General features: G+C 65.5%; 11 protein-coding genes and 1 riboswitch. Of the genes, 5 read left to right on the forward strand and 6 right to left on the reverse strand.

Annotated elements, in window-relative coordinates:
- Positions 1–130: 130 nt before the first annotated feature.
- On the reverse strand, positions 131–745 hold the full coding sequence (locus ACGFIM_RS16580) for a class I SAM-dependent methyltransferase (protein ID WP_393200847.1): 615 nt from the start codon (positions 743–745) through the stop codon (positions 131–133).
- 175 nt (positions 746–920) lie between these two features.
- Complete coding sequence (locus ACGFIM_RS16585; RefSeq protein ID WP_393200849.1) at positions 921–1,592, reverse strand: CHAP domain-containing protein; 672 nt, start codon at positions 1,590–1,592, stop codon at positions 921–923.
- A gap of 12 nt (positions 1,593–1,604) precedes the next feature.
- Positions 1,605–1,749, reverse strand: a riboswitch (cyclic di-AMP (ydaO/yuaA leader).
- Between the two features lie 905 nt (positions 1,750–2,654).
- Between ACGFIM_RS16585 and ACGFIM_RS16590 the strand changes: the two genes are divergently transcribed.
- Positions 2,655–3,029, forward strand: a complete 375-nt coding sequence (locus tag ACGFIM_RS16590; protein ID WP_393200851.1) for a BlaI/MecI/CopY family transcriptional regulator — start codon at positions 2,655–2,657, stop codon at positions 3,027–3,029.
- On the forward strand, positions 3,026–3,979 hold the full coding sequence (locus ACGFIM_RS16595) for a M56 family metallopeptidase (RefSeq protein ID WP_393200853.1): 954 nt from the start codon (positions 3,026–3,028) through the stop codon (positions 3,977–3,979). Before ACGFIM_RS16590 ends, ACGFIM_RS16595 begins: the two co-directional genes overlap by 4 nt.
- 100 nt (positions 3,980–4,079) lie before the next feature.
- On the opposite strand, the gene ACGFIM_RS16600 is transcribed toward ACGFIM_RS16595, so the two are convergent.
- The 3 genes from ACGFIM_RS16600 to ACGFIM_RS16610 all read right to left on the reverse strand — a co-directional run bounded on the left by ACGFIM_RS16600 (position 4,080) and on the right by ACGFIM_RS16610 (position 6,760).
- Positions 4,080–4,409, reverse strand: coding sequence for a BlaI/MecI/CopY family transcriptional regulator (locus tag ACGFIM_RS16600; RefSeq protein WP_393200856.1), 330 nt, complete (start codon positions 4,407–4,409; stop codon positions 4,080–4,082).
- Between the two features lie 62 nt (positions 4,410–4,471).
- The gene (locus ACGFIM_RS16605; RefSeq protein ID WP_393200858.1) at positions 4,472–5,632 is read right to left on the reverse strand and encodes a DegT/DnrJ/EryC1/StrS family aminotransferase; all 1,161 of its coding nucleotides are present in this window, start codon (positions 5,630–5,632) and stop codon (positions 4,472–4,474) included.
- A gap of 3 nt (positions 5,633–5,635) precedes the next feature.
- On the reverse strand, positions 5,636–6,760 hold the full coding sequence (locus ACGFIM_RS16610) for a GNAT family N-acetyltransferase (protein WP_393200860.1): 1,125 nt from the start codon (positions 6,758–6,760) through the stop codon (positions 5,636–5,638).
- Between the two features lie 579 nt (positions 6,761–7,339).
- On the opposite strand from ACGFIM_RS16610, the gene ACGFIM_RS16615 reads away from it, so the two are divergent.
- From ACGFIM_RS16615 to ACGFIM_RS16625, 3 genes are all read left to right on the forward strand, one after another.
- Entirely contained in the window at positions 7,340–9,001 is a 1,662-nt protein-coding gene (locus tag ACGFIM_RS16615) for a VanW family protein (RefSeq protein ID WP_393200862.1), read from the forward strand.
- 524 nt (positions 9,002–9,525) lie between these two features.
- Positions 9,526–10,386, forward strand: coding sequence for a F510_1955 family glycosylhydrolase (locus tag ACGFIM_RS16620; RefSeq protein WP_393200864.1), 861 nt, complete (start codon positions 9,526–9,528; stop codon positions 10,384–10,386).
- Positions 10,387–10,718: 332 nt separating this feature from the next.
- Entirely contained in the window at positions 10,719–11,666 is a 948-nt protein-coding gene (locus ACGFIM_RS16625) for an NlpC/P60 family protein (RefSeq protein WP_393200866.1), read from the forward strand.
- Between the two features lie 133 nt (positions 11,667–11,799).
- Here the strand turns inward: ACGFIM_RS16625 and ACGFIM_RS16630 are convergent, their stop codons facing one another.
- Positions 11,800–12,303, reverse strand: a complete 504-nt coding sequence (locus tag ACGFIM_RS16630; RefSeq protein ID WP_393200868.1) for a DUF305 domain-containing protein — start codon at positions 12,301–12,303, stop codon at positions 11,800–11,802.
- Between the last annotated feature and the right edge of the window lie 273 nt (positions 12,304–12,576).

The following is a 12,576-nucleotide window of genomic DNA, read 5'->3' on the forward strand; positions in this document are numbered from 1 at the left end:
GTACTGCGCTCGCTGCAGGGGACGCGTAAGCCCCGAAAGGGGAATGCCAGAGCTTTGTGCACCCTGTGCTGGATGGCGCGCGGCTCCTCTCCGCCATCGTCAGGACGGGCGCCCGCGGTTGGCAGGAGGCCTACTTCTGGCACAGTGCGACGCCGATCACAAAATCGCCGCCGATGCGGGTGACCCAGCGGTCGTCCACATCCAAATGGTGGCGGACGCATTCAGCCAGAAACTCTCCTGCGGTGAATCGGTCTTCCTTGGGGTGGTCGAGCAGACGCTGATATGAGGGACGCGCCAGAGCGGCTGCGGTGACCTCCTCGAAGAACAGGCGTCCGCCGGGCTTCAGTACGCGAGCGATCTCGGTGAGAGTCGCCCGCCAGTCGGGGATGTGATGAATGATGCCGAAGTCGAACACCGCGTCGTAGCTGGAGTCAGCGGTGCCGAACGTCCCGCGAAGGTCATTGGCATCGCCTTGGGCCAACCGGACGCGGCCGGTGTAGCGGGAAAGCCGGGCGCGCGCACGACGCACCATCGCAGGATCCAAGTCGACGGCATCGACGGAGGCGGCGCCGAACTGGTCAAGAATGAGTTTGGTGCCGTACCCACTACCGCAGCCGATCTCCGCGACATGAGCTCCCGGCGTCCGGCCGCCGAGCTTGATGAGCAGTGGGGTCTCGTAGAAGCGCTGCAGGGCACGCCGAGCTGAGTTGTTCACCAGGAGAGTCTCGATGCGGTTCATCAGCATGGTCGGCTATGCCCTTCCTCCAGCGATCTCGTTGTCCCCCAGCTCACACTGCTAAACCCACGGGTCCAACCGCGTGGCGAGCGAGCCTCTCTCGGAAGGGGAAGGCCGCCAGAAGGAAACAAAGCACCGCGGTGCCGACGATAAGGGCGGGGCCTTGGTGGCCCCGCCCCGGCGATCAGACTTGCACGTCCCGGTACTCCGGGTAGCCGTAGCCGACGACGTCGGACTTGGGCCGAATCCGTTCTTCCACCTTGCCGTTGCCGGTGTTGCCTTCGATGGTGGTGATCGTCCCGTTCCGATTGTCCTGCTTGACCAGGCCCATGTGGTCGATGCTGTTGACGGTCTTGCCGTCCCAGGAGAAGTAGACGACTGCGCCAGGCTTGGGCTTGGTGCCCCAACGCCCGTTGTCCTGGAACCACTTGGCCCAGGTGACGGTGTAGGCGTCCCAGCCGACGGTGAGGCGGGCGCCGGCTTTCTCACCGACCCAGGAGACGAACATGGCGCACCATGGGGCGTTCGCGTAAGCCCGGACGTTTCCACCGTCGCGGGCCACGGTCTCCTGAGCGCGCTGGGAGGACATGTACCACTCGTGGAACGGCGTTCCGCCGCCCGCCGCGTTCTCGGTCACGCCCACCTGAGATTCCGCGATTTGGAGGACTGCGTCGGCCGTCACCTGCCCAGGCCGCTGCTGGGTGGAGGACTGAACGCCTTCGCTGCGGTCGCTCTCGTGGTCGGCGGCGAAGGCCGGCATTCCCGTCAGCAGCGCTCCGGCGGCCACGGTTGCTCCCATGACGAGTCGCAGACTGTTCGCAGGCGTGAGGGCACGAAGAATTACGGTCTTGGTCATGCTGGGGTAAGCTCCTTGCTTCCATGCCGCCTACCGGGTTAGCTGACGGGTTCGGGCGTGGAAGTGCCCTACGGAAAGCCCTGCGGGCGATCCGATTCACCCCAAGGAACATGGGTCCCCGGTTCCGCACTCTTGGCGGATTCGGCGGCCGCGCCTACCTGCGGACATGATGGGGTGCAGGTAGGACACGGTCTCGGCTATCTCGGACGCACACCCCTGTACGGGGCCCTAGCCGTGCGCCTCAGGCCTACTAAGGTAAGTAGTTTGTATGGTGCAGTGCAAGTGCGGTTCGAGCGTTAGCTGCGCAGGTCACCGCAAACCCTTACCAGGCCGGGGTTTTTGCCTCGATTCTTTACCTTCTTCCCAAATGAGCCCATCGGCTGACGAGGGCCCCACCGGCCGCTGTTCTCCCCTGAAGAAACCAATGAGTGCATGCGTGCCCGCCACCCCGCGCTACGTGATACTCCCCCGCTTACCGATCGACAGCAGCGCCGAGAACATGCACGACGCCGTGGTGGAGACCATGACAGCCTGCCCTCCCATCTCCGGCGCTCCCTCACCTGGAGCCTGGGTGCCGTCAAGGAAGCTCTCCATCCGCGAGGCATCAGAGCATGTTTGTGACCGTAGGACTTATTGATCTTGTTCGGGCACTACGTCCACAGGCGGCACATCCCATGGACGTGCACCTCAACCCAGCTCATGGTCGAGAGGAAGCCGACAACGGACTCGCCGATCAAGGGCGCGGCGTCGAAGACGCCGCTGCCGTGGGCGACGCCCGGGAATCTCGACTTGGGACACTCCCGGCCGCTCCTGGGCGGCTTCCTTGACCCGGCTCAGCCGAAACTGAATGTCGTGCCCAAAAGGCACGAACTGAACCGCCGCCGGCTTTGCCAAAGAGACTTTACTAATTAACGTAGTATTTATCCGCAAGAAGGGTGACACGCAAGCGTGGCATTATGGATGCTTGCGCAGGTAACAGACCCCGTCACAAGCCTCTCCACGATCCAGGAGGACTACGATCTCAGGTAACATCAAGGAAGTCATGGCTAGGAGGGCGGGCGCGTGGCGCGTGCTTTGGGCGACCTGGAATCCGCGATCATGGATCGCTTGTGGTCCTACCGTCGGCCCACGTCAGTCCGGGACGTGCTGGAGGATCTCCGCCGTGACCGGGAGATCGCTTACACGACCGTGATGACCGTCATGGACAAGCTGTTCAAGAAGGGCCTGCTGAAGCGGCATCCGCAGGGCAAGGCCTACATATACGAGCCCGTCATCACCAAAGAGGCCTACACAGCCCAGCAGATGCGTGAGACGTTGGCCCGGAGCGGCAACCAGGCCGCTACGTTGGTGCACTTTCTCGAGCGACTCAATCCCGAAGAGTCGAAGGCGTTGGAGACAGCGCTCCAGGTGTTCTCGCCGCGAACCCCTCGCTCATGATCGCTGCCATCCTCACGGTGTATGCGGCAGTGTCGACGACGCTGCTGCCCCAGCTCTTGATCCGTGCGTCGTGGTCGGATCGTGCACCCCAGCTCGCGATCTGTCTGTGGTTGGCCGCCTGCGGATCCGCAATCGCGTCCTCGATTCTGGCGGCCGTGGCCACCGCAGTGCCTGCCGACACAATCGGGCATGGGCTGGCCAGCGTCATCGAGGCCTGTTTCGCCATGCTCCACAGCGGATTCGATCCTGCGACGATGTCCCTCGGAGGCTGGCTTGCCCTCGCCGCGGGGGGTCTCATCGTGGCCTGGGCAGCTTCCGGCGTGGGGGCTGTGCTGTTGGCCGCGTCCCGAGAACGTAGACGGCACGCCGAGATGCTGCGCCTCCTGGGCCGCCGCGACAGTGAACTGGACGCGATCGTGCTCGAGTACGACGAACCGCTGGTCTACTGCCTGCCCGGCCGCCAAGGCGAGACGGTGATCACGACGGCCGCGCTGAGGTCTCTGACCCCTGAATACGTGGCCGCCGTCCTCGCCCACGAGCGGGCTCACCTGCGTGGAAGGCACCACCTCGTCTTGGCCTTGGCCGAGGGCCTGAAGCGTGCCTTCCCTGTCCTACCGCTGTTCGTCAAGGCCAATACCGAGGTAGCCCGCCTGGTCGAACTGCGCGCGGACGATGTGGCGGCCCGTCATCACCCGCGCCTGCACATCGCCGCCGCTCTGGTGAGCCTTGCCACTGGTCGAACACCCGCTTTCACGCTCGGCGCCGGTGGGGATACGGCACTGGCCCGGATCCGCCGGATGCTCCATCCGGCCGTCCCCTTGTGCCAGCGCGAAAAACTCGCCGGCATGATCGCCGTTGGAGTGCTGCTGGCCGGCCCCGCGGCCGTTGCCCTCATTCCCGGAGTGACCGCCCTCGTGGCACACCACTGCCACAATCTCTTCCTCCTCTGACGGAGGGGCTGGCCCGCGCCACAATCCTTGTCCCCGTAAGTCCGGCTCTCAGCACCACGAGATACGGACGCCCGCGCGCCGACACTACGAATGCGCTGTTTCAAGGTGGCACGGATTCTGTCGGGGCGATGTGCTTCACGCATGTCACCGCATATCCCACGGGACTTCGAGCCGTACCCAGTACCTGGGACATGAGCAAGTCCTTCAGCGCTACCTGGCTGACAGTCGGCGAGAACACGTCCCTGCCGTCAACACGCTCCCGGTCCAGCAGCCCTGCGCGATGAAGGGTGTCGAGCGCCTGGTTGAGGACGGCACGGGTAGCGGAACTGTCGCGGCGCACAGTCTCCAGCAGCTCCTGGGCATCGGCCGGGCGGCCCCACTCCCACAGACGATTGAGGACCGCCTCTTCCACGCCACTGAATCGACTCACGAGACCGTCCTCTCCATGAAACAGTGCGCCGTTATGTGATCCAGTCCTTGTGTGGGAGATGCTCATCGCACTGGCTCTAGAGCAGACGGCAGGGAGGCCAGGATCGGCCACGCCCGATCGACCAGCAAGGGGTCCACGGGCAGCACGTGCCTGGCCCACCATCGAGCGACTTCGGGCGTCGGCGACGGCTCGGTCAGACCGGGCGCGTAGTCGTCGAACGGCGGGTCGTAGATGTGTCCGGTGATGATCCCCAGACGGCGTAGCCTCTCGGCAGCACCGTCACGGTCCCGGACCAGGAGGGGCACGCGGAACAGCGGCTGATCGAGATGATCGTGCACGACCGGTGCCGCAGTCTTGAGTTCGGCCAGGCGGCGCACACCGCGCAGACGCTGCTTCCGCTGGGTCTCGGCCACCCTCAACCGCCGTAAGGCGTACCGTTCGGAGAGGCCGCCCTGTCTCATGCGGTAGTTGTGGTTGTCGGCGCGGATCCAGGGGTCCAGGACCACCATCCCCGAATACGGCACCCCGGCCAGGCGAGAGGCGAGCACATTACGGCGCAGCGGGATTCTGAATCCATCGCGCCGCTCGTTCAGCCCCAGGGCTTCGGCCAGCCACCACGCCGGCCGGGCGAGCCCGGTCCCGGCCACGGCATTGCGTGCCACCGCCTTCAGCAGGCCGGCGAGTTCGGCGGCCGCGTATCGTCGACCGAGCCACCGCTCGCGCAGTTCCTCCAGGAAAGCGCGGTCATCCGGTGAGGTCACGGCGATCACTCCTCCCTGAGCCGCCCCCGCGTGCTTGGACAGGCTGAACACCCCTGCCGTGCCGTACGCGCCCACCGGCACCCCGCCGACGGTGGTCTGCAGTGCATGGGCTGCGTCCTCTATGAGCGGGATTCCGCGCTCTGCACAGAGGTCGGCCAGCGCGACGACATCATCCGGCAGGCCGAACAAGTTGGTGGTCATCACCCCGTCGAAGCGGAGATCCGTCACCGCCGCAGCGTCGATGTTGCCGCTGCGCGTGGATACTGGCGCGATGACCGGCCGCAAACCCGCGGCCAGGACCAGGAACAGGATCTCGTCAGCCGATATCGGCGACATCAACAGCCGCTGGCCGGGCTTCATCCAGCGGCGCAGGGCGATGAAAAGGCCGAATCTGTTCGAGGGTACATACAGGCATTCCCGCCCGAGCCGGGACCTCAGCTCTGCCTCCAGACGCGCGAACACCGATCACCTCGAGGTCTCTGTAACCGATGCGGATCGGTCGTCGTGGGCGGTGCGGAGCATCGAGGTGCGCACTCTGCCGTAGGTTTTGAGGAGCCGATCGGCGGGTTCGCGCAGTCTGGGTTGAGCGAGCACGGTGTTGCGTGCGGCGCGAACGGGCGTGCGAACGAGCCAGTGCAGCCCGGCTGCCGGCGTGCGCCGGGCCAGACGCCCCTCGGCGACCTCGAACTCCCCCGTCTTCAGCTTGTCCTTGTACTCCTTGTCGCCGCGGCCCATGTCGACCACTTGGATCCCCTGCTTGGGCGCCTCGCGCGCCATCGACAGATGGTGAATGAGCCCGGGCGAGTAACGGGCGAATTCCGGATCGTAGGAAGGAAACCACCCAGCCAGTACCGTGTCACTGCGCAGGCCGAAATGCCCGGCGACCGGCCGGTCCCCGGCGTAGATCATGTCCAGCACCCCTGCGAAGGCAGGTCTGTCCACGTGTAGGAGGTCCTCCACCAGCTGGACGATCCACGGCCACGCGAACCTGTCCGTCCGCCCGGTCCGGCGGTACTGCTCACTCTTCCAACCCATCAAAGTGCGCAGCGCGGCCCGGTCGGTGACGCCGTACCTGTGGCGCAGTTCGCCGACGTCCCGGCCCAGCTTGCGCTCCTTGTACATCGTTGACTTGTAGGTCTTGCCGGACTGGAGCTTGATCACATTCACGTAGGCCTCGTATCCGCCGCGCAAGTCCATGAACGGGGACGGGTGGCGACTGGCCTGGTGCGCGGGAAACTGATCGCCGATCAGGTGGTCGAACTCCCACACACTCAGCCCACACTTTTTGAGAAGCCACGACGAATCGAGTTCCAGGCCCGGAGACAAGATCGCACCCTGAGCGTCGGTGAGCCCGGCGCCCACCGGCTTGCCGATGCCGAGCGCGTGTCGTTCGAAGGGAAAGAACCCAACGACATCTCCGGCTTCCTCGATGATCGCGACCCGCACGTCACGCCGGAGCCGCCCGACCGCGAGAGTGAACTCCGGGCACAGGAACGGGTTGATCAGCTCGCGTCCGGAACGCAGCAGAGCACGCCACCTGCGCAGCTCAGAAGGCCCCAGATTGCCTGGATGAACAACAGTGATCTTCATGAGCGGCTTGGGATCCTCCCACCAACAGAGCCATGTCTACTATCTTCCATAGTTGATTTTCTATCACGATGCGACGTTGGCCGCCCATGAACCCGAGGGACCACCGCTACGACATTTCCCGAAGTTGCCGGCTCCCCGCTACATCAGCGCCCAGCCAGGGACATCCTCGCCCGCTAGCCAATCCTGGGATCACCTATTGGAGGCATGCCTCGGTCCACCGTCGAGCGAGACATGGGAAGCTCGCTTACTATATGGACTAGTAGACTTCCACGCGACAGCTCGCAGATGGCAGGCTCTACGTCTATGGCCACCGGCCACGGGAAGTGAGAACGACGGCCAGACCTGGACAGCCGACGGCAAGGAGGATGCCATCGACCTGGCTGCGAACGCCGCCGAGCGGGACCGCCTCTACGCCACCATCCCGGGCGGCCCCCAGGCCAGTATGAACGGCGGTACGAGCTTCGCCATCGTCAGAGATGCGCCGCTGCTCACCCGCGTCGAGGCCCTCACCATCGTTTTCCGTCCGGCTGTGTCGTGAGCGCGAAGCGGCCTGATCGTCGTCTCCGGTCTCGTGGTGCCGTGGGAGTCGTGCGCTCGCGGCGCATGCTCATCCCGGCGGCTGTCGCTCTCGTCGCGCTGCTGGCCTATGCCGTGCCCGCCATCGTGCTGGCCGGGAAAGTCCCGCCGAGCACGCAGGTGGACGGCGTGGACATCGGTGGCCTGTCGCCAGGGGCGGCCCGTTCCCGCCTAGAAGCCGAGCTCAGCGGGCGACTCCATCGGCCTATGACGTTGATCGCGGCGAGTAAGCGGAAGCAGGTCACGCCCGCCGCGTTGGGTCTCGGCTTCGACACCCACGCGACGGTCGAGGCCGCCATGGAGGACGCCGCCACTCCGGCGGGCGTCGTTCGCTCGTTGTTCGGTAGTCGGCACATCCGGCCCGAGGTCACCGTGAACGAGCAGCGGCTCGCCACCGGACTCGCCGGTCTGGCCAAGAGCGTGGCCACCAAGCCGGTGGAGGGCACGGTCCGCTACGAGGGCCTGCAGCCGCGAGGCGTACTTCCCAAGAACGGACGCGCTCTGGACGTCAGCGGAGCGACGGAAGCTGTGCGAACGGCCTTCGCGGACGGCCGCCCCACCGTCGAACTGCAGGTCAAGGTCATGCCTCCCGCGCTCACCGCGGCGGAGGTCCGGCGGGTCGCCGCGACGACCGCGCGTACGGCGGTCGCATCTCCCCTCACTGTTCGGAGCGGCAGTAAGGAAGCCACCGTGTCCAGGGAGCAACTGGCGGCCGGTCTCCGCTTCGTCTCCGATGGCAGAGGCAGCCTCCGCCCGTCCTTCAGAGCTTCCGAGGTCGCTCCGGCCTTGGCCAAGGCACTGGTGAGCATCCCGCCAAGAGACGCCTCCTTCAAAATCGTCGATGGCAGACCGCAGGTCATCCCTTCCAAGCCGGGCCGCGGCGTCGATGTGAAGGCGCTCGGGCCGGCCATCTCCCAAGCCCTGGCGGCGGGCAACCGCCGCGTCGAGCTGCCCGCCACGGTCCTGCAGCCCCGGGTGACCACGACAGAGGCCAAGAAGCTGGGTGTCAGCGAGAAGGTGAGCTCGTACACCACCCGATACCCGTGCTGCGCCCCCCGTGTGACCAACATTCACCGCATCGCCGACATCGTCGACGGCTATGTCGTGCAGCCAGGCGAGACATTCTCCCTGAACGGCGTGGTCGGCAAAAGGGACAAAGCGCGGGGCTTCGTCGAGGCGCCGATGATCCTCAACAACCGCTTCGTCAACGACGTCGGCGGCGGGGTGTCCCAGTTCGCCACCACGATGTTCAACGCCGTCTTCTTCGGGGGCTTCCAGGACGTCCAGCACATGCCCCACCAGTACTACATCTCCCGCTACCCGGCCGGCCGCGAATCGACGGTCTCGTACCCTCAACCGGACTTCCGCTGGCGTAACGACTCGCCGTACGGAGTGCTCATCAAGACGTCCTACACCGATACCTCTATCACCGTGCAGTTCTGGAGCACCAAGCGCTATGACATCGAATCGCAGAGCTCAGGGCGCTACGACATCAAGCCCGTCCGCAGCATCACCGACTCAGGACCCGAGTGCATCCCCATGGAAGGCGCCGAGGGATTCACGATCGACGTGTGGCGCATCTTCAAGCAGGACGGAAAGGTGATCCGAAAGCAGCGCTTCCACACGGTCTACGATGCTGAACCGCGCCTTACGTGCAAGGATTGATTGATTAAGTAATACGCATGTATTTAGGGTGAGCAGGGCTACTTCTGTGACCGTCAGTACTCATCGAAACAGCCCCACGCGAAGTGCGCTGCCCATGATGTTCACAACCTTCGCCACTGACCGCGGCCCTGCTGACGCTGGGCACGATGGTTCTCTACCCGTTCGAGATGGCCGCGGTCCTGAAGCTCGGCGGCGATCACTGGTCGAAACCTATTACGGCTGCTATAACACCATCTCCGGGCTAGGACTCGCGATGGGAAACGTGGCCATTGGCGGCGCCCTCGACGCCGCTCGGTCGCTCAGCCTGCCCAGTCTGCACTGGTGGGCGCTTCTCGGCCTGGGATGGGCCTGCGGGGCAGTCCTCTTCATCCTGAACAGAAATGGGCACCTGTGTACAGAGACCACCATCCCGATGGGTGAGCGGTCGGGCTAGCCACTCCAGTCCATCGAGGGCCAGAGCGTCGCCGCTGCGCTCATTCCTTCCTCGTCCATGGCCTACGAACATCCCTAGTAGACTCCGCGTCATGCGAGGGATTCGTGCTGTCGTTTCGGCAATCGTGGTCATGGCATTGGCGTCGTGCGGGCAGTCCGGGGAGCCTGCCCAGGCCGACGATCCAGGCATCGGGCACATCCATGGCCTTGGTGTGGATCCGGCCGACGGCGCCGTCTATCTTGCCGGGCACTACGGTCTGTTCAAGGTCACGTCCGCGCACACCGCCGAGCGCGTGGCAGGGCGCGTCCAAGACCACATGGGATTCACAGTGGTCGGCCCCAAGACCTTCCTCGCCAGCGGTCACCCCGGCGAAGCCGATACCGACTCCCCGCCCAATCTTGGCCTGATTCGTACCACTGATGCTGGGGAGACGTGGGAGACCGTCTCCGAGCTCGGGATCTCCGACTTCCACGCCCTGCAACCGGCAGGGGCCACGTTGTATGCCTATGACAGCCAGACCAGTCGCGTTCGGGCCAGCGTCGACGGCGGCGCGACCTGGCGGCAGGGTGCTCCTGAAGAGGTCATCGACTTCGCCGCCAATGCCGCGCAGCCGGAGCGCGTCTATGCGGCCACGACCAGTGGCGTGCAGGTGAGCGGGAATGGCGGCATGGACTTCGAGCCGGTAAAAGACGCACCCCCGCTCGGCCAGATCGAGGCTCCTGCCGCCGATCTCCTGATCGGGTCGGACGTCGACGGTCAAGTGCACATGAGCGTCGACGCCGGAAAGACCTGGCGGACGAGCGGCCGGCTTCCGGCTCCCCCCGTGGCGTTCACCGCTGTCGACCGGCAGCGCCTGCTCGCCGCGACTGAGGACGGCACCGTGTACGAGTCCAGGAACGGCGGCACGGACTTCACCGTCGTCTTCCGCCCGGCCAGCGTTGATGTTTCGTGACGAGGCCAATAGAGGTGAGCCGGTGGGGGGCTAGGACCACACCGACTCACTACTACGCAGTGTAGTTATTCAACGCCGCATGTCCACATGAAGGTCTATGCCACGCCGCCTTCTCCCTCACCGTCGCGGCGTGGACCGCCCACGGGCTGAACGCATGGGAGGTCGTACGCACACCTCCCATGACCGGCTATTACGCAACGTACGTTCACACTCTGAGGAAGTTGCGGCGAACCGGCTACCCAGCCCTCGACCTTCTGTACTATTTCGCCCCAGCTTAGAAATTACGAGGAGGCATCGTAGTGGCAGCGCCGACATGGCTCGGGAGATCAGCGGTGGCCACAGCCCTGGCCTTAGCTGTCTTGGTTTCCACCTCGGGCAATGCCGCCGCCGAACCGTCGCCCGAGCAGGCCCGGGCCAAGCTCGTGAAGCTGAACGAACAGGCCGATCAGCTCGTCGAGAAGTACAACCAGGCCACCGAGCGCTACAAGGCGGCCAAGAAGAAGCACGACGCCCTCAACGCCGACGTCAGGCGCATGGACGCGGAAGCGACTGCCCTGCGCAGCGATCTCGTCACCGCGGCGGTTGGGGACTATCAGTCAGGGTCGCTCACGAGCTGGGCGAGATTCACCGTCGAGGGCAGCCCCGAGACGGTTCTGAGCAGCATGGCCACCCTGGACCAGCTGGTGCAGGCCAGAGCCGCGAAAATGCGAGCCTTCGAGGCGACCACCAAGGAGCTGCGTGACCGGCGCGCAGGGGCCGAGCGAGCCCTGGCCGAGGCCAAGACGGCCCGCGACGAGGTACGCGACGAGAAGACGAAAGTCGACGAACTCGTCACCGAGCAGACCAAACTCCTTCGCCGGCTCGGCGCCTTCCAGACCGGCGACCCGAACAGTCCCGGCATCCCGTACACCGGCCCTGCCTCCGGCAACGCCCGGGCGGCCCTGCAGTTCGCCTTCGCCCAGATCGGCAAGCCCTACCGGTACGGCGGCACTGGACCGGGATCGTACGACTGCTCCGGCCTCACCCAGGCGGCCTGGCGTACCGCAGGGGTCGAACTACCCCGCACCACGTGGACCCAATGGAGCTGGGGCGCCGACCGCCGCGTGCCCCTCGACTCGCTACAGCCTGGCGACCTGCTTTTCAGCAAGGGCCTAGGGCACATGGGGATGTACGCAGGCAACGGAAAGATGGTCCACGCCCCGCAGACCGGGGACGTCATCAAGGTGAGCGATCTCGACGACTACTGGCGCAACCGCCTCCTCGGCGCCGTCCGCCCATGACACGTTAGGCCTCGCTGGTCCGCGTCAGGTTCGGCCAATGGACGTCGTTGCTGCCGTGTAGGTGGGCCCGTGCGGCGGCGCTGGGCTCGAGGGTCGTGTGGACACCGCCCAACGCCGCCGACGAATTCAGCGACTAACCGTGGAGGCGCTCCAGCAGGCGGTTCATCTCCTCGATCTCCCGCAGCTGGGTGTCCCGGACCGTTTCGGCCAGGCGCAGGGCTTCCCTGTCCTTTCCGTTCTCGAGCTCGTCGATGGCCATCATGACGCCGGCCGCGTGATGCGCGCGCATCATCATGAGGAACATGTGGTCGAACTCCGCCCGGTCGACTGTGCGGAGCATCTCCAGGTCCTGCTCGTTCATCTCCTGGATCGCGCGGGGCTCCTCCATGGGCCGCGCGCCCCGGCGTTCCAGCCAGTTCTGGATCTGCCGGATCTCTCGGAGTTGTGCGGCGACGATGCGGTCTGCGAGCCTCCGTACCTCGGGCAGGACGGCCCGCTGCCTGGCGACCTGCGCCATGCGCACGGCAGTGACGTGGTGCGGCAGCAGCATCGCCATGAACGTCACATCGTGGCGGACGGTGACGCTTGCGGCGGCGACCTGCTGCACCGACGCGCTCGCGGCCGTAGTGGCGGCCACTCCCGGCACCGCGACCAGGGCGGCGGTGAGAGGGATGAGGGCCCAGGCCCGACGATGCCGCGAAGTCGATGAGATGAACATGCGTTTCCCCCGATGATGTCAATGAGGATTGCCCCAGGCCGTGCGCCAGTCGATGCCCTCAATAGGCATTGGCGTCGTCACATCGCCATGCACGGACCGGTATGGGCGGGTCGGGGGGAAATGACAATCTCGTTTTAGCACCTGGCCTCGCCCGAAGCCTGGCGACACGCAGGCGCCTCCTGGCGATCAAGC

Source organism: Nonomuraea sp. NPDC049309 (assembly GCF_043196965.1).
GTDB lineage: Bacteria > Actinomycetota > Actinomycetes > Streptosporangiales > Streptosporangiaceae > Nonomuraea > Nonomuraea fastidiosa.